This is a genomic window from Microbacterium sp. VKM Ac-2923 (assembly GCF_022815605.1).
Classification (GTDB): Bacteria; Actinomycetota; Actinomycetes; order Actinomycetales; family Microbacteriaceae; genus Microbacterium.
The window spans coordinates 173625-191293 of the sequence record NZ_JALGRP010000008.1 but is presented as its reverse complement, the minus strand read 5'-3'; the positions used below and the strand labels follow the sequence as shown (position 1 = coordinate 191293).

Sequence of the window (17669 nt, the reverse complement as noted above, 5' to 3'; positions counted from 1 at the left end):
CCCCCCCGCCCCCCCCCCCCCCCCCCCCCCCCCCCCTCCGACACGCAGAACGCCCCCTCCCGGAGGAGGGGGCGTTCTGTCGACATCAGGCGTGGATCAGAAGTCCATGCCACCCGTCGGGTCGCCGGCCGGAGCGGCGTTCTTCTCGGGCTTCTCGGCGACGACGACCTCGGTGGTGAGGAAGAGGCCGGCGATGGATGCCGCGTTCTGCAGCGCCGAACGCGTCACCTTGGCGGGGTCGATGATGCCCTGCGCGAACAGGTCACCGTACTCGCCGGTCGCGGCGTTCAGGCCGTGTCCGACGGGCAGGTCGGCGACCTTGTTGGCCACGACACCGGGCTCGAGACCGGCGTTGAGCGCGATCTGCTTGAGCGGGGCCTCGATGGCGACGCGGACGATGTTCGCACCCGTGGCCTCGTCACCGACGAGGTTCAGGTTGCCGAGGGCGTTCTTGCCGGCCTGGATGAGCGCGACGCCACCACCGGCGACGACACCCTCTTCCACAGCGGCCTTGGCGTTGCGCACGGCGTCTTCGATGCGGTGCTTGCGCTCCTTGAGCTCAACCTCGGTGGCCGCGCCCGCCTTGATGACGGCGACGCCACCGGCGAGCTTGGCGAGACGCTCCTGGAGCTTCTCGCGGTCGTAGTCGCTGTCGGTGTTCTCGATCTCGCGGCGGATCTGGGTCACGCGACCCTCGATCAGCTCGGACTCGCCCGCACCCTCGACGATCGTGGTCTCATCCTTGGTGATGATGACCTTGCGCGCACGGCCGAGCAGGTCGACGGTCGCGTTCTCGAGCTTGAGGCCCACCTCTTCGGTGATGACCTGGCCGCCGGTGAGGATCGCGATGTCCTGCAGCTGAGCCTTGCGACGGTCGCCGAAGCCGGGAGCCTTGACGGCCACCGACTTGAAGATGCCGCGGATCTTGTTGAGCACGAGCGTCGCAAGGGCTTCGCCCTCGACGTCCTCGGCGATGATGAGGAGCTCCTTGCCCTCCTGGATCACCTTGTCGACGATCGGCAGAAGGTCCTTGATGTTGGAGATCTTCTGGTTGGCGATCAGGATGTACGGGTCTTCGAAAACCGCTTCCTGACGCTCGGGGTCGGTGACGAAGTAGGGGTTGATGTACCCCTTGTCGAAGCGCATGCCCTCGGTGAGCTCGAGCTCGGTGCCGAAGGTGTTCGACTCCTCGACGGTGACGACGCCTTCCTTGCCCACCTTGTCGATGGCCTCGGCGATCAGCGCGCCGATCGCGGGGTCGGCGGCGGAGATCGACGCTGTGGCGGCGATCTGCTCCTTCGACTCGACCTCCTTGGCGGAGGCGAGGAGCTCGTCGGTGACGGCCTTGACGGCCTTCTCGATGCCCTTCTTGAGCGAGATCGGGTCGGCGCCGGCGGCGACGTTGCGCAGGCCCTCGCGCACGAGCGCCTGGGCGAGCACGGTGGCGGTGGTGGTGCCGTCACCCGCGACGTCGTCGGTCTTCTTGGCGACCTCCTTGACCAGCTCGGCGCCGATCTTCTCGTACGGGTCGTCGAGCTCGATCTCCTTGGCGATCGAGACGCCGTCGTTCGTGATCGTGGGGGCGCCCCACTTCTTCTCGAGCACGACGTTGCGACCGCGGGGGCCCAGGGTCACCTTGACGGCGTCGGCCAGCGTGTTGAGGCCGCGCTCGAGGCCGCGCCGTGCCTCTTCGTCGAAAGCGATGATCTTTGCCATAAGTGTGTCGTCCCTCCCGGACGGGTGACTTGCAGAATTGGCACTCGACGAAAGCGAGTGCTAATTCATTCTGGCACTCGCCCCTAGGGAGTGCAAGCCACGAGCCGCCCCGAAACGCCGAACGCCGCGGCATCCGGAACTCGGATGCCGCGGCGTTCGATTCAGCACTCAGGCCAGACGGACGGACTCCGCCTGCGGACCCTTCTGGCCGCTGCCGACGGTGAACTCGACGGCCTGCCCCTCCTCGAGGACGCGGAAGCCCGACATCTCGATGCTCGAGTAGTGGACGAACACGTCCTGTCCGTCAGCGACGGTGATGAAGCCGAAACCCTTCTCGGCGTTGAACCATTTGACAGTGCCCTGCGTCATGCGAATCTCCTGTTGCTGAACGACGAGGTCATCGTAAGCACGGACACAGCCGTCGGATCAGCGTCCGGGGGCATTGTTGACGCGCACGGCGTCAAGTTGTTACCCCGCGGAAACACGCGGCCCGAGCGGGGTCAGGGAGCGGGTGATGCGGACGCTTGACCTGCCGCGCGATCGACGCCGATGACGACGATCAGACGCTTGACCGCGCTCTCGTCGTCGGGTGTGTCGGGATCGTCGGTCGGCTGCAGGAAGTCGCTCTGCGCCACCTGGGCCTCGCCGATGGTCTGGGCCAGGCCTTCTGCGGCCGCCAGATCGGTCTCGCGGAGGTAGAAGACCGTGGTCTGGCCGAAATCGGTGGTGTCGGAATCGCCCGTCTCGACGCCGTCGCCCGGCCATCCGGCCGCGACGATCTGATCTCGCAGAGCACCCGCCAGCCCCTCGTCGGCGGTGCCGTTCAGCACCACGATCGAGTAGGACGTGTCGATGACGGCCGGGGTCGTCACCTCGACGGTCGGCACGGGGGTCGCCACGTCATCCGGGCCGAGCGAGATGCGCCCCGAGACGACGAGGGTGGCGAAGATGCCCGCGATGATCAGCACGAGAGTGGCGATCGCCGCCCAGAAGAAGACGATCCACCCGCGCAGCCGCGGGTTCTCGGCCCGGTGAGCGCCGACGCGGCCGGACGGATCGGGCAGGTCGTCGAAGCGATCCCGAGGGAAGGTCGATCTGGCCATTGGACGATGCTATCGGTCGGAGCCCGATCGGCCCGTCAGCGCGAAACGGCCCGACCGAGGCGCGAACGGTGCCGATCCGCGGCGTCGTCGCGCCGGCGACGCAGGCGCCGCACGAGCATGGGGTCGTGGGCGAGGGCCTCAGGAGTGTCGATCAGCCGGCCGAGCACCTGGTAGTACCGCGCGGGCGTGAGGCCGAACTCGGCACGGATCGCCTCCTCTTTCGCACCCGCATGGCGCCGCCATTCACCCTCGAAGGCGAGGAAGGCGAGTTCACGGTCCGAAAGAGCCACGCCATCACGTTAACGGCGGACCGCGCCGGATCCGGGATGCCACGCCACCCACGCGCCGAGGGGATCCACCTCGGCGAGGACGTCGCCGTCGAGAGCGAGTGAGAAGCCACCCCGCACCGACTCGACCCGCCGGGTCCAGCCGTCGTGGAGCGCCGGAGCGTCCAGCGTGATCCAGCGTCCCGCGGTGCGCGCCGCAGCGATGATCGCCGCTCGCCGAGCCCCGGGGACGTGCGCGAGCACCCCGGGGGTCGTCACGACCAAAGTGGCGTCTCGGGGCGCCTCCGCGGCGAGCGCGGGGAGCGCGTCGGCGCCGTCGCCGGCGACGAGCACGGGCGGGTCGGCCGCGGCGATGTCGAGCGCGGCGTCGATGCGCTCGCGGCGCCCCTCCTCCCCCGGCCACACCAGTCCCGTGAGCCACGCCCGGTCCTCACGGCGGCGCGCGTCGAGCGGCTGGAGGTCGATGCCCGCGCGCCAGACCACCTTCGGCATCCGAAGCTCCGGCATCCCCTCGAGGTCGCTGCGGAGCACGACGGGACTCACCCCGCTCGGGGGATCGAGTGCGACGGTCTGCGCGCCGCGTCGGTAGCGGTACGAGTAGCGATCGGGGTAGAGGCAGAGTCCCCCGCTGGCGCCCACCTCGAGAAGCGCGATGGGACCGTCGATGAGCGCGAGGGCGGGCAGGAGCGCCGCGCACCGGAGCGGTTCGTTCGTCTGCACGCTCCGCCGCCCGCACTCGTCCGCGATCGCCCCGGCGTAGGCGACGACCCACGCCGCCCACGCGTCGAGGTCGTCCATCGGCGCGCCGAGCAGGCGCACGACGGCGAACACGAGCGGGGGTTGACGCCGTGCCGGGGCGATACGCGCGAGCGCGGTCGCCACAGCGGGGTCGTCCACCACCCGGCGCGCCCACGCCTCGTAGACCGCCGATCGACCGGGCGCCTCGTCGCGGGCGAAACGGCCGAACCTGTCGACGACGGCGGTCACGGCATCCTGGTCCATCCCGCAGATCATGCCAGGCCGACCTGACCGCTCCCGGGCACGACAGAATGGGTGACGGAGAAGGGAAGTTTCCATGACTTACGCCGTCGACAAGTCCGACGACCAGTGGCGCGAAGAGCTGACGCCCGAGCAGTACGCGGTGCTCCGCCAGGCCGGTACCGAGCGCGCGTGGACCGGTGAACTGCTCGATGAGAGCCGCGCCGGGTTCTACACCTGCGCCGCATGCGGTTCCGAGTTGTTCCAGAGCGGGACGAAGTTCGACTCGCACTGCGGGTGGCCGAGTTTCTACGAGTCGGTGCGACCCGAGGCCGTCGAGCTCATCGACGACGACAGCCACGGCATGCAGCGCACCGAGGTTCGCTGCGCCAACTGCGGCTCGCACCTGGGCCACGTCTTCCCCGACGGTTTCGGCACGCCCACCGGCGACCGCTACTGCATGAACTCGCTGTCGCTGAACTTCACCCCGGAGGACAAGGCGTGAGCGCTCTCGAGGCGATGCGCGACCGCCGGTCGTGGTCGAAGGTCACCGACGTCGCCCCCACCGGTCCCGAGCTCGAGGCGTTCGTCGCGGCGGCCGGTCGCGTCGCCGACCACAAGACCCTGCGGCCGTGGCGCGTCATCGAGATCCGCGGCAGCGATCGCGATCTGCTCGCCCGCGCCCTGAACAAGGCCGACGGCAAGAAGGGGTACTCCTCGAAGCCCCGCAGGGCGCCCCTGATCATCGCCGTGGTGGCGAACGTGTCGTCGAAGAAGATCCCCGCGTGGGAGCAGGAGGCCACGGCATCCGGGGTCGCCCACATGCTCAGCCTCGTTCTCGACGAAGCGGGCTTCGGCGTGTTCTGGCGCACCGATGACAACACCCGCAGCAAGGCCCTCGCGAAGGCCCACGGCCTGGAGAAGGGCGAGGTGCTTCTCGGGTGGCTCTACGTCGGCGGCAAGCCGCAGCGCTCGCGCCCCGTTCGTCGCAAGGCCGTGGATGCCGCGAGGCACATCTCGCGCCTGCCCGGTGCCAAGAAGCGCCGCGCGGTCGACGAAACGCGCGTCTGATCGCCCACGACGCCGCCCGGATATCTCTCCGGGCGGCGTCGTCGTTCGGGCAGGACCGCGACCGATCGGTGCCGGTCAGGTGCGGCGACGCCCCCAGGGCACCGCGGCGACGACGACACCGACGATGGCCACCGCGGCCGCGAGGATGGCGACCGAGGTGGAGGGAGCCGCCGGCGCGGGCCACAGCGCGTCGAGGAGCACCGAGGTGGTGAGCAGTCCGACGACCGAGCCGAGCCCGAGCAGCAGCACCCCGGTGCGGCGGACCACCACCGACGACAGGAAGATGTAGATCACCCCGACGGCACCGCCCACGTAGAGCCACGGCTCCGTTGGCACGGCGCGGGGTGCACCGACGGCGACGACGTGCACGACCGCGGCGATCAGCAGCACCGCGGTACCGCCGATGAAGTTCACCAGCGTCGCGGTCAGCGGGCTCTCCACCCGCACCCGCAGTCGTCCGTTGGTGCCCTGCTGCCACGACACGGCGGCACCGGCGACGGCGGGCACGACCACCATCCAGAGGGGCACTCCCCCGAGCGCGTCACCCGACAGGCACACCACCACCGCGGCGATGGCGAAGGCGGTGCCGACGACGCGGCGCACGGTGACCGGCACCACACCCGCCGGGCCGTAGCCGACGCGATCCAGCACGAGGCCACCCGCGGTCTGCCCGGCGACGAAGCCGACCGTGAATAGGGCGACGCCGATCGTGGCGACCGTCAGTCCTTGGCTCGCCACCGTGAATGCGCCCACGAGGCCGCCCAGCAGCATCCACGGAGGTACGGATCGCGTTCGGATGCCGTCCACCAGACGACCGAAGCCCCGCCGCCCCTCGGGCAGCAGCACCGACACCACGACGAGGATCACCAGCCCCGAGCTGAACGACACCGCGGCCGCGACGATGCCGTTGCCGAGTTCCGCTCCAAGGGAGCCGTTGATTCGCGCCTGCAGGGCCGTGAGTGCGCCGATGAGCACCGCGCCCCCCACGGCGAGACCGACCGCACCGCGCTCCGACACCGCGCTCCCCTCGTGCCCGAGGCTCGGGCCATCGTCGATCGTACGACGCCCCGTCGCGCACACCCGGCGCGCATCCCCGTCACGGCGCCCGACGTCGCGACGTCCGGCGTCGCAGATCACACCGACCGCGCGTCGTCCCCGTACACGCGCAGGACATCGGTCAAAGCCTCGACCTCGACCCCCTCCGCGACCGCCGCGTCGACAAGCGCACGGAGTTGTCGCATCAGGCCCGCGGAAAGCGGAGCGACACCGGGGGCGACGCGGGTTCCCGAGCCGACACGGCTGACGATCAGGCCGTCCATCTCGAGCGCGCGGTACGCCTTCTGCACGGTGCCCGGAGCGACACCGAAGTCGGCCGCTGCCTGCCGCACGGGGGGAAGCTTCTCGCCGACACCCAGCCGACCGGAAACGATCATTCCGCGGTAGAAGCGATGCAGATCGACTGTCGGACTCGCCGCGTCCGCCGACGCAACGTCCTTCATGCGCGGATCTCTGCACTCGCCCGCATCGGGGCCCGTGCAACGCGGATGGACCGGACGACGAGCAGAGCGAGCATCGCGACTCCCCCGATCTCGAGCAGCGGCGCCACGACGCCTCCGCTGAGAACCAGGTCGGCGTGGGGCAGCAACAGGTCGAATCGCCTTTCTCCTGCGGACACCGACGTCGTCGTGATCGTCGTGGCCACCGCGGAGCGCGCCATGCGCAGCACGCCCCCGAGCACGATCGACGTCGCGGCGATGCCGATGCCGACGACGCCGCGAGCGATCTCAGCCCGCCGAGCGCGCTCGACATCGAGAGAGACGGAGGCGGGGAAGGGCCGGACGGCGTTGCGCCGCAGAGCACAGAAGACGGCGGCCGCCAGGACGAACACCGAGACCATCAGAGGGATGCCGTAGGCCCAGCCCGGAAAGATCGTCACAACCGGTGGAACATCCGTATTCGGCACCTCCAGGGTGAGATGTGCGGCGATGCCCGGACCGTACGACGTCGACATGCGCCCGAAGACGACTGCGACCACGATGGTGACACCGACGACGGCGGCGTACAGCGCGATACCACGGAGAGGACCGGAGGTGGTCCACGTGCGCCGACTCACGGAGGCCGCGTCGACCGCGCGGCGCGGCCCTCGGGCGCGCATCGCGAGAAGCAGCATCGCCAGCCCCAGGGCTGCGCCGATCGGGGCGACGGCGAAGCGCCACCATGCCACCGTGGCCGACATGTCGAGGGCATAACCGCGGAGGACGACGTCGGCGATCCACACGGCGCCTACGGCGAAGGCGATTCCCCCCAACGCGATGCGCTCGTCGCGCGGGGCACGATCCGCCGCCACCGTCCCACGCCGCACGCGTGCCACGACGAGGGCCGCCGCGACACCCAGCACCGCGCACACCACCGACGAGGACACGAGCCCCCAGACGACTTCCCCGGGAGATGCCTGGAGAAGCCGATTCCACACGTTCAAGAGATACTGCGCGCTCACGTGACCACCTTTCGTGCGACTTTTCTAGCACATTTTGTGCCATCAGGGTGACACAAAAAAGTCATGCCGACGCGAGTGCACTCCGTTCGCGCCGGTGTCGGACGAGCGCACCGACGAAGATTCCGAGGAGTCCGATCATCGCGAGGACGCTCACCCCGTAAAGGAACACACCGCCGAGGGCGTAGTCCCCTCCGCTGATGGGGTACGTGTCGGCGAGTCCCATACCGGGCCCGAACGACGCGACGAAGTAACCGGTCATGCCGGTGGCCAGCAGACCCAGGTAGCTGGCAGCGGTCGGCCAGACTCCCACATCGGTCACGGCGAAGAGGATGAGGAAGACGAGAGCCAGCAGCGGCCCGACCGCGAGGACCCCGATGACGAACGCGTTCGGCGGGCCCTGGTTCGCCGCACCCACCTCTCGCCACACCTCGTCGGCCGAGAGGCCCGGCACGGCCGCCTCGGGATTCCACACCAGGATCTGCATCAGGGCGACACCCGCGTAGGCGATGATCGCGACGACCCCCGTCACGGCGACCATCACGGGGGCGAAGCGTTTCTCGTACACCGGATTCATGTGCCCATGATCGCGGAGACGGTCGCGCGAAACGACCCTCGCGGGCACGTCGCTGTCGACCGCTCCCCCTTGCATGCGTCAGGCTGTCACCCGTGACCCAGCTCAGCCCCGGCCCCCACGACGTCTCGCACATCCTCGGCGATCTGAACGCGTCCCGCGCCGACCGCGAGTTCCTCGCCCATGCCGAGATGCACCTTCCCCGGCTGCACGCGCTGTTCGTGCGCCTGTACGGCCAGCGCCCCGACGGCGTCGAGCGCCTGGCATCCGTCGTCGACCTCGCCCGTCGCTCCTGGACCGAGCGTCCGCGCGCGCTGAAATCCCTCGACCGCGAACGCGACAGCACTCCCGACTGGTTCGAGAGCGAGCGGATGCTCGGGGGCGTCTGCTACGTCGACCGCTACGCCGGCGGGCTCAGCGGCATCCGGGATGCCATCCCCTACTTCCGCGAGCTGGGCCTGACCTACCTGCACCTCATGCCGTTGTTCGAGAGCCCCGAGGGCAACAGCGACGGCGGCTACGCGGTGTCGAGCTACCGCCGGGTCAACCCCGCGCTCGGGACGATGGACGAGCTCGCCGCGCTCGCCGCCGACCTCCGCCGCGCCGGAATCTCGCTGGTGGTCGACTTCATCTTCAACCACACCAGCAACGAGCACGAGTGGGCGCAGAAGGCCGTCGCCGGCGAGGCGGGCTTCGAGGACTTCTACCTCATCTACCCCGACCGCGAGATGCCCGACGCCTTCGAGCGGACCACCCGGGAGATCTTCCCCGACGACCACCCGGGATCCTTCGTGCAGCTCGACGACGGACGCTGGATCTGGGCGACGTTCTACCACTTCCAGTGGGACCTCAACTATGCCAATCCCGCGGTCTTCGAAGCCATGGCCGGTGAGATGCTCTTCCTCGCGAACCAGGGGGTCGAGATCCTGCGGATGGATGCCGTCGCCTTCATCTGGAAGCAGCTGGGCACCACGTGCGAGTCGCTGCCGGAGGCGCACCTTCTGCTGCAGGCGTTCAATGCCGTGCTGCGCATGGCCGCCCCGGGACTCCTGTTCAAGTCGGAGGCCATCGTGCACCCCGACGAGGTGATCACCTACATCTCGCCCGACGAGTGCCAGCTGTCGTACAACCCGCTGCAGATGGCCCTCACCTGGGAAGCCTTGGCCACGCGCGACGGCCGCCTGCTGCAGCAGGCGCTCGAGCGCCGCCACGCTCTCCCCGAGGGCACGGCGTGGGTCAACTACGTGCGCAGCCACGACGACATCGGGTGGACCTTCGCCGACGAGGATGCCGCCGAGCTCGGCATCGAGGGCTACCCGCACCGACGCTTCCTCAACGACTTCTACGTCGGCCGGTCCGAGGGCACCTTCGCCCGTGGCGTGCCGTTCCAGGAGAACCCGCGCACCGGTGACGCGCGCGTGACCGGCACCACGGCATCCCTCGCCGGTATCGAGGCGGGCGACGCCGGCGGCGAGGACCGTGTCATCCTCGCGCACGCGCTCGCGCTGTCGACCGGCGGCATCCCGCTGCTCTATCTCGGCGACGAGGTCGCGCAGCTCAACGACTACGGCTACGCCGATCGCGCGGAGGAGGCCGGCGACAGCCGCTGGGTGCACCGGCCGTTCCGTTCCGCGCAGAGCGACGCCGATCGCACGGATGCCAGGACCCCGGCCGGTCGCGTGTTCTCTCGGCTGTCGCGCCTGCTCGCCGTCCGCCGTTCGACGCCCGAACTGGCCGGCAACGACCTCGTCGCCTTCGACGCGCGCGTGCGGTCGGTCGTGGCGTTCCTGCGCCCCGGAGACAGCGGATTCTCGGTGCTGGTGGTGGCGAACGTCGACGACTCCGCGGTCGAGATCGACGCGCTGACCCTGTCGGGGCTCGCGCCCGAGGCCCTCGACCTGGTCGCGGCCTCCCCCGTGTGGCTCGGGGCCGGTGTCACGCTCGGCGCCCACGACGTGAGGTGGCTCCGCGTACGGACGCGCTGACCGGAACCCCGGCGCGGGCTCACCGCGCCGGGGATCGCGTCAGCGGAGTTCGGGCGCCGGCAGGCCGTCGGTGGTGGCGATGCGACGTTCCGCCGCTTCGAGAAGTACGTGCGACGTCAGTTCCTCGATCTCGACGGCCGTCCCGATCCGGGTCTCGTTGATCAAGCCCGCGATCTGCGCCTGATGGTCGTCGACGTGCTCGTTCCTGCCGCTGCGGCGAACGACCGCGACCGGATAGACGCCCGACTCGAGGAGCCCGAGGATGGTGCCGACACCGGCGTGCGTGACGACGACGTCGGCCTCCTCGATCGCCCGCGCGAAGGACGCGGCATCCATGTCCTGCACGACACGGCCGGGCAGATCGTCGCGAGTGGTGAATCCGAGCTGCCAGGTGGTGTCGTCACCCACCAGCCCGGTCGCCAGCAGCGCGTCGACAAGACCGTCGAAGCGGTAGCCCTGGATGGTGCCGAGGGTCACGAAGATCTTCAGCGGACGCCCCTCGGGTGCCGTCCGGTCCTCGATCGAGAACGTCTCGAGCACACTCGGGTGAAGGCCCCAGCGACCCCCGGCCCACGAACGGTGCTGCGTCCGCATCTCGGCGAGGCGGCTGTGGTAGAGCATGCGACCCGTGAGGGACGGGCCGAGAACGCGCGAGACGCTCTCGATGTACAGGGCCGGGATCCCGCGCCGGCGTGCGACCGGCAGCGCGGCCGTCGCGAGCGCGGCTCCGGTGCTGACGGCGGCGTCGAACTGCTCGACCGCGAGGGCCTTGTCGATCTGCCCGACCGCCTTCAGCGTGCCGCGCCAGTCGCGCGGCTTGATGTACGGGACGAGGAGCGTGCGCTTGTCTCGCAGGAGGGACCGGGTCTGGGGCGAGTCGAAGCTCACCCACAGGGAGTCGTCGGTCGCGCCCAGGCCGGGAGCCAGTCGCACGAGCTGGGCGATGTGGCCGCCGGTGGACGCCGCGAGCAGGAGCTTGCGGGGTTTGTCGGGCGCCAGGTCGAGGCGGGCGGACGAGTCGCGCTCCGGACTCATCGAGCGTCGTCCGTTCCGAGCGGGCGCGAGTCTTCCGTCGGCGCGGTCAGCCGGCTCTCCTTCGGCGTTGCCCTGTCGATCGACGCATTGGCGTAAGGACGAGTAAGAATCACTGATCTCCCCCAGATCTCGTACCGAATCCGTGTTTCGCGGGCTCGGTATCACATCGAAGTGTACGGCAAACGCATTTCCGTCCCGTGTCCGTCGTCTCAACAGAACGTTCTCTCCGGGCACGGGAACCTCGACTTCGCGGCCTAGCCGCGCGCTCGGGCCAGAATCCTCCGATACGCATTCAGCGTCTGAGAAGCGATGGCATCCCACTCCAGCGGACGCAGGTCCGCCCGCTCCGGTCGCCCGGAGGCCGTGGACCACTCGAGCGCACGCGTCAGGTCGTCGGAGGTCAGATTGCCCTCGAAGAGCCGCACCCAGTCGTCTCCGAGCTGCTGCTGCAGTTCCTGCATGGCACCCAGCTGCGGAACGAGCACCGGCCGATCCGCCGACACCGACAGGATGGCCGAACCCGAGTTCTGGATCTTCGCGTACGGGAGGATGACGAGATCCGCGGCGGCGAGCGCTGCGGCGATGTCGTCGTCGGGCAGGAATCGGGCGTCGATGACGATGCGATCGTCTCCGCGCGCGGCCTCGCGGATCTCCGCTTCGAGCTCGGGCGGTGAGATCTTGCCGGCTATGAGCAGGCTGGCATCCACCTCGCTCTCCCGGAACACCCGGATCAGGTGCGGCACGTTCTTGTACCGACGGATCTGCCCGACGCTGACGATCACGGGACGGTGGACGTCGAGGCCGAGCCGCCTGCGCGCTTCCGCCCGGCTCAGGGTGAAATCGTACGAGTCGCGGTAGTGACCGTGCGGGATCACCTCCGCGGGGACGTCGGCGAGTTCGGGGTACGCGGAGACGGCGCCCACGACGCCCTGGGCGGTCAGCGAGATGATGCCGTCGACATTCTTGAGCAGCAGCTTGTCGGTGAGCGCGCGTAACCGGGCCGTGGAGCGCTCCTCGTGCGCCGCGACGTTGTGCACCGTCCACACCAGGACGGTGCCTCGTCGGCGCGAGAGGGCGAGGCTGCCGTAGAACAGTGCGAGTCGGCAGACGTGGCGGTACAACCGCGGGCCCGACAGGAACGTCAGGTCGGGCCAGTGCAGATGGATCACATCGGTGCGTTCGAGGAGCAAGCGTCCGTAGTGCAGGTCGCGCACGACCGCGCCTTGCCGCTGCAGCGCCCGGTACAGGTCGGCCGTGTACGGATTCGCCTTCTCCGTGCGGAACGCCGGTTCGGCCTGGACGACCAGCGGATGCCGCGCCGTCGTCGACGGCTCACGTCCGAACAGCGTGCGCTCGGCCGCGGGGAATCCGCGGCGCCACGATCGGCGGTGCGACCACGCCTGCCGATACGCGTCGCGCGAGCTCCCTCGAACGGCCTCGAGAACCGCGCGGAGGGCGACCCCCGCTTGCAACAGGAGCACGGCGAGCAACGCGACCGGGGCGGACCAGACCGTCGCGAAGTAGGTGACTTTGCCGGCCAGGACCATCGCCAACCGACGCCCGCTCGAGCTGCTCGAGCCGCCGACGTCGTGACGGATGACGGCGTCGGGAACGATGACGGGGCGGAACCCGCGGCGCCACGCGCGGGTGGAGAACTCCGCGTCCTCTCCGTAGAGGAAGAACCTCTCGTCCATGCCGCCGATCCGATGCCACACGTCTCGGCGTGACAGCAGGAGACATCCCGTGACGATCGGGACCTCGCGCACCGTGTCGCGCTTCCAGCGTCCCAGGGATTCCGGATCGAACAGCGTCGACTTCTTCGCGACGGCCGAGGCCCCCGTGGCGTAACAGAGCAGCGACCACAGGCTCGGGGCTCCCCAGCATGAGGAGGGGTCCAACGCGCCGTTCTCGTCGACCGTGCGCCCGCCGTAGATCCCGTGCTCGGGGTGCGCTTCGGCGAAGCTCATCAGAGCCTCGAGCGAACCGGGGAACGCCGAGGCGTCGGGATTGAAGAGCACCACGTAGTCGGCCGAGGACGCCTCCACCCCGCGGTTGACCGCGCGCGCGAACCCGAGGTTCTCCCCCGCATCGATCAGGGTGACGTCGGGGTGAGCCGCGCGGATGGCCTCGATCGATCCGTCGGTCGAGCCATTGTCGATCAGCACGATCCCGAGCCAGTCGAGATCGAGGCCGACCAGGGAATCGATGGCCTCGAGAGTACGATCCCGGGTGTTGTAGTTGACGATGATCGCGTCGAGGGTGGGCGCGCTCACGCGGTGACCCGCGTCGGCGCCGATGCCGATTCGGCATCCCTGCGGTAGGCGATGACCTTGGCGGGGACGCCGCCGGCGATCGCGTTCTCGGGGATGTCCTTGGTGACGACCGCGCCGGCGGCGATGATCGCGCCGTCACCGATGGTCACGCCGGCCAGGACGACGACGTCGGCGCCCAGCCACGTGCCGGAGCCGATGACGATGTCATCCTCGGCCTTCGGCTGATCCATCGGCGCCGTGCCCTTGACGATGCCGTAGTTCGACGCCGTCAGTGTCACCCGGGGGGCGAGCAGAGCCTTCTCCCCGAAGGTGATCCGGCCGGTGGAGTTGCCCGCCCAAATCGTGGAGTACTCGCCGATCCGGGTGCCGGCCCCGATGGTGATGCGCTCGCCGTTGCGGAAGGAGACGTTGGGCGCGAAGCTCACATCCTTGCCGCGCGTGAGCTTACGCACTTGCGAGACATGCGCGTAGCCGTAGAAGTGCAGCACCCGCAGCCCGTGGAGGTACACGCGGGGATCGAGCAGCGAGGCCCCCGCGACGAGCATCTTGCGGATCCTGTTCATTCGTCCACTCCTTCGAGCATCGACTGCAACCGACGGGCGACACCCTCGGTGTCCAGCTCCGCGCGGGTCGTCACGGTCAGAGTGATCTTGTCGCCGTACAGCGCGGCGAACACGGCGAGCTCGTCACGGCGGTCCGAGGCCGGGAGTACGATGAACCGCTCGACGGCGTCGCCGGAGAAGAACCGCGGCTCGCGCGACCAGGGAACCAGCGTCACGTACCCGATCGATCGGCCTCGCGGCTGGTCGACCTCGGCGAGGCCTCTCGCGAACGTCGCCACCTGCGAGCGCACCGACGCCACGACCTCGGGCAGACCCGACGAGGGCGTTCCGTGCGCGCGCAGCATCTCCACGTGGTTGCGGATCGCGCGATCGCCCTTCTTGCGTCGCGACACCGGCACCATCACGTCGATGCCGTCGCGGTCGTCGTCGACCGCGCACATCGCTGCGGCCACGATCAGGTCGTTCAACGAGCCGCGCAGCTTCGCGGCCCGGCGCGTCGTCGCCGAGGCGTCGACCTCGAAGAAGGTGTCGGTGAAGGGAGGGATGAACGCCGCACGGAGGTTCTGCCGCGTCGCATAGACCTCCTTGAGGGGCCGGATGTTGCGCCCGACCACCCGCTTGACCCTCTTGACGACGGGCTTGCGCCAGTACTCGCGCCAGGCGGCCGAGATCCCCGGCTGCACTCGCCACCAGTTGCGCGCGGCGTACAGCGGAACGAGCGCGCGCGAGGCGGGTGGACGGGGAGAGACCGTCGGCGGCGTCTCCTCGGGGTTCTCCGATGCCTCGGTGAGCTCGGTGAGCCGTTCCATCGCCCATTTGGCGTCGCCGTTCGCGTGGTGCATGCGGGCGCCGAAAGCGACCTGACCGGTGCTCAGCAGAGTGAACGTGAAGTCCCACAGCGGGCGGTCCCGCGGGAGCAGACCCCGATCGCCCTCGATGAACCAGCGCAGGCGGTCCGTCTGCAGGTCGTGGACGCCCTCGGGGAAGTGCACGTGGTCGGCCAGGTCGAAGTCGTCTGCCGGCACCCAGGCGGGCGCCGTCATGCCCAGCGGCGAGTCGATGACACGCAACCGGAACTCCGGAACCCGTCGCACGAGACGCTCGACCCCGGTCAGGATCTTCTCTCGGTCCAGCGACCCGTCGGCCGCACGCACGTTCTGCCCGTTGAGCACCATGATGCATCCGGTGTGCATCGTCTCGTACTGGATGCTCGAGGCGAGGTGCGTCTCATCCAGGATGCGGAGCAGCTCGACCGACACCCCGGGGGTGGACGATCCGGTCCCCGCGGGCGCGGATGCGACCACTGCCGACGGTGCGGACACGAACCGCTCGCCGATCACCGGGGTCGTCCACGCCTGACGCGCGCCGGTGACGATACCGCTGAACATCGCGTGCTCGTGGGCGCCCGGCCTCTTGCGCGCGAAGGCCCGCACGATGCGCACCGCCGATCGGCCCATGAGCCGCCACGCGAGTCGCGCGCCGAGCACCGGATCGATGCGCACCCACTTCGCGATCATGGCCCCCAGCCCGAGGCCGTAACCACGGTGCAGGTTGACGTAGTCCTGGCCCTCTCGGGTGTTGTTGTGCCAGACGATGCAGGTGGCGTCGTGCACGATCGTCGAACCCACGCGGGCGATGCGGACGAAGATGTCGAGGTCCTCGGCGCCCGCCCAGGGCTTTCCCGCTCCCAGGGCGTCGTCGAAGCCACCCATCCGCAGGAGCATCTCCCGGCGGAACGCCATGACGGCACCGTGACCGGCATCCAGTCCCTGGACGGGAGTCCGGTACAGGTGCTGACGACGGTAGGGGGCCTCGACCGCGGTTTCGGACCGGTGCAGCATGCGTCCCGTGACCGCACCCACCGTCGGGTCCTCGAAGTGCGGGAGGACGACGTCGATCCATCCTTCTTCCGGGAGGCAATCGTCGTCCGTGAAGATGACGAACGGACGCGCCGAGGAGTGGATGCCGGCATTGCGCGCGACCGACAGGCCGGCGCCCGCGCGGACGTAGACGACGCCGAACTCCTCCGCGATCAGGCGGGTCTCGTCGGTGTCGGAGGCGCTGTCGACGACGACGACCTCGGTCTCGGTCGGGGTGTTCTTCTGGATGGCGGCGAGCGCCTCGCGGAGGTAACCGGGACGATTGCGGGTGCAGACGATGACGGAGATGTCAGACGGCGTGAGCATGGGCACCTCCGGCCGTGGCACGGTCGCGAGCGACCTCGTAGCAGTGGGCGAGCGTATGCGCCGCGGCATCCCAGGTGAGCTCGGGGCCGTGCGCGATCGAGGCGGCGCTCATCCGCGCCAGCTCTCCCCGATCGCGTGAGAGCAGATCCAGCTGCGAGACGAGCGCGTCGACATCGCGGGGTTCGTGGAACAACCCCTGCACCCCGTCGTCCATGAGCGCTCCGGAGGCCGTCGAGACCAGGGGCACGCAGCCCATGGCCTGCGCTTCGTACGTCACGAGCGCCGAGCCCTCCTCGATCGTGGGCAGCAGGAGCACATCGGATGCCGCCAGTGCCGCCTCCACCTGGTGGGTGAAGCCGACGACCCGCACGCTCGGGTGGGCCAGCCTCTCGGCGAGGAGAGCCTCGTACGCCGGGAGCATGCGCCCGACGACCGTGAGAGTCCCCTCCTCGCTCGCTTGCGACCTCAGCCACGCGTCGAGGGCGTAGTGGAGTCCCTTCCGGGGTTCCCCGAGTCCGACGTACACGGCCCGGAGCGGACCCGGAGTCGCCGTTCGGGCTCGCGGAAGCCGCGACCCGGGGCGGAAGCCGTATTGGTGGCGCAGGATGCGGTCCTCGGCGAAGCCCGCGTCTCGGAACGTCTGCGCGACGAACTCCGAGGGAGCCAGGACGGCGGTCGCGCGCGACCAATCCGCGCGCTCCATCTCGAGCCGGCGAGCGTTCGCCGTGTGCGCGGTATCGACCTCGCCCTGCAGGCCCAGTCTCGCGACCTCCTCGGCGACCACCCGCCACGCGAACTCCGTGTGGGTGTTCGGCGCCTCCCGCACGACGGCGGTCCCGCGCTCGCGCGCCGTCGCCGCGGTGCGGCCCGGGCCCGTGGGCCACAGGTGCACGACGTCGTATCCCCCGCGCGCGGCGAATCGCGCCGCCCGAGCGTCGTGCCACGCGAAAGCACGATCCCGCCCGATCGCGCGGTGCGGGACCCTCTTGCCTCGGACGGCGAGCGTCTGCGTCACGCGCACGTTCGCCGGTACCGGCCGCGCGATGCTGCCCGCCACGACGTGAACGTCGTGACCAAGCCGGGCGAGTCCGTCGACCTGGTTCCACGCCGTCCAGCCGATACCTGGCGACCCGAGTGCATGAGGAAACGAAAAAAGCACCCGCATAGACATTGCCCCCGTTTCGAGCGGACATCGAATGCAGACTTCGATACCCGCCGGTCTCCTACTGTGGACACGGGGCGGCGGCATTGCAAGTTGAGTACTCGATGTACACCCGAACGACGCGACGTCGTAACACGTACGAATCGCTAATACCAGAGGTTGCCCGCATACTGTCAAAGTGAGGTCGACCGGTTCGCCGGTTACGGGGTGTCTCCGGAGATCCTCTCGTTCGCCATAGGTGG

Annotated in this window: 17 protein-coding genes; 3 read left to right on the top strand and 14 right to left on the bottom strand. The window is 69.5% G+C overall.

The features are described from left to right. Positions 1-96 precede the first annotated feature (96 nt). From groL to MT347_RS13930, 5 genes are all read right to left on the bottom strand, one after another. Positions 97-1716, bottom strand: coding sequence for a chaperonin GroEL (gene groL, locus MT347_RS13950; protein ID WP_243501847.1), 1620 nt, complete (start codon positions 1714-1716; stop codon positions 97-99). 168 nt (positions 1717-1884) lie between these two features. Beyond that, on the bottom strand, positions 1885-2085 hold the full coding sequence (locus MT347_RS13945) for a cold-shock protein (protein ID WP_055956643.1): 201 nt from the start codon (positions 2083-2085) through the stop codon (positions 1885-1887). Between the two features lie 131 nt (positions 2086-2216). Continuing rightward, complete coding sequence (locus tag MT347_RS13940) at positions 2217-2819, bottom strand: LytR C-terminal domain-containing protein (RefSeq protein ID WP_243501846.1); 603 nt, start codon at positions 2817-2819, stop codon at positions 2217-2219. A gap of 35 nt (positions 2820-2854) precedes the next feature. Next, entirely contained in the window at positions 2855-3109 is a 255-nt protein-coding gene (locus MT347_RS13935) for a DUF3263 domain-containing protein (protein ID WP_243501845.1), read from the bottom strand. 9 nt (positions 3110-3118) lie between these two features. After that, the gene (locus MT347_RS13930) at positions 3119-4108 is read right to left on the bottom strand and encodes a DUF2332 family protein (protein WP_243501843.1); all 990 of its coding nucleotides are present in this window, start codon (positions 4106-4108) and stop codon (positions 3119-3121) included. Between the two features lie 73 nt (positions 4109-4181). Here MT347_RS13930 and msrB point away from each other — a divergent pair, with 73 nt between their 5' ends. Next, on the top strand, positions 4182-4589 hold the full coding sequence (gene msrB / locus MT347_RS13925; RefSeq protein ID WP_243501842.1) for a peptide-methionine (R)-S-oxide reductase MsrB: 408 nt from the start codon (positions 4182-4184) through the stop codon (positions 4587-4589). Between the two features lie 14 nt (positions 4590-4603). Beyond that, positions 4604-5155 carry a nitroreductase family protein gene (locus MT347_RS13920; protein WP_243501854.1) on the top strand — a complete coding sequence of 184 codons (552 nt, stop codon included), beginning with the start codon at positions 4604-4606 and terminating at the stop codon, positions 5153-5155. 75 nt (positions 5156-5230) lie between these two features. On the opposite strand, the gene MT347_RS13915 is transcribed toward MT347_RS13920, so the two are convergent. From MT347_RS13915 to MT347_RS13900, 4 genes are all read right to left on the bottom strand, one after another. Next, a complete protein-coding gene (locus MT347_RS13915; RefSeq protein WP_243501840.1) occupies positions 5231-6172 on the bottom strand; it encodes a DMT family transporter in 942 nt (313 codons plus the stop codon). A 116-nt stretch (positions 6173-6288) separates the two neighbouring features. Next, the gene (locus MT347_RS13910; RefSeq protein WP_243501838.1) at positions 6289-6654 is read right to left on the bottom strand and encodes a GntR family transcriptional regulator; all 366 of its coding nucleotides are present in this window, start codon (positions 6652-6654) and stop codon (positions 6289-6291) included. After that, positions 6651-7652 (bottom strand): hypothetical protein, encoded by a 1002-nt coding sequence (locus tag MT347_RS13905; protein WP_243501837.1) that lies wholly within the window; start codon positions 7650-7652, stop codon positions 6651-6653. Before MT347_RS13905 ends, MT347_RS13910 begins: the two co-directional genes overlap by 4 nt. Before the next feature lie 61 nt (positions 7653-7713). Then, positions 7714-8226 carry a hypothetical protein gene (locus tag MT347_RS13900; protein WP_243501835.1) on the bottom strand — a complete coding sequence of 171 codons (513 nt, stop codon included), beginning with the start codon at positions 8224-8226 and terminating at the stop codon, positions 7714-7716. Positions 8227-8318: 92 nt separating this feature from the next. On the opposite strand from MT347_RS13900, the gene MT347_RS13895 reads away from it, so the two are divergent. Beyond that, complete coding sequence (locus MT347_RS13895) at positions 8319-10208, top strand: alpha-amylase family glycosyl hydrolase (RefSeq protein WP_374206541.1); 1890 nt, start codon at positions 8319-8321, stop codon at positions 10206-10208. Positions 10209-10247: 39 nt separating this feature from the next. On the opposite strand, the gene MT347_RS13890 is transcribed toward MT347_RS13895, so the two are convergent. The 5 genes from MT347_RS13890 to MT347_RS13870 all read right to left on the bottom strand — a co-directional run bounded on the left by MT347_RS13890 (position 10248) and on the right by MT347_RS13870 (position 17430). Next, positions 10248-11243, bottom strand: coding sequence for a glycosyltransferase (locus MT347_RS13890; RefSeq protein WP_243501833.1), 996 nt, complete (start codon positions 11241-11243; stop codon positions 10248-10250). A gap of 254 nt (positions 11244-11497) precedes the next feature. After that, on the bottom strand, positions 11498-13516 hold the full coding sequence (locus tag MT347_RS18435) for a glycosyltransferase (RefSeq protein ID WP_243501832.1): 2019 nt from the start codon (positions 13514-13516) through the stop codon (positions 11498-11500). After that, entirely contained in the window at positions 13513-14079 is a 567-nt protein-coding gene (locus tag MT347_RS13880) for a DapH/DapD/GlmU-related protein (protein ID WP_243501830.1), read from the bottom strand. The genes MT347_RS18435 and MT347_RS13880 overlap by 4 nt, the downstream gene beginning before the upstream one ends. Beyond that, on the bottom strand, positions 14076-16265 hold the full coding sequence (locus MT347_RS13875) for a glycosyltransferase (RefSeq protein WP_243501828.1): 2190 nt from the start codon (positions 16263-16265) through the stop codon (positions 14076-14078). The genes MT347_RS13880 and MT347_RS13875 overlap by 4 nt, the downstream gene beginning before the upstream one ends. Further along, positions 16249-17430: a glycosyltransferase family 4 protein gene (locus MT347_RS13870; RefSeq protein ID WP_243501826.1), complete on the bottom strand. Its 1182-nt coding sequence runs from the start codon at positions 17428-17430 to the stop codon at positions 16249-16251. Before MT347_RS13870 ends, MT347_RS13875 begins: the two co-directional genes overlap by 17 nt. Positions 17431-17669 lie beyond the last annotated feature (239 nt).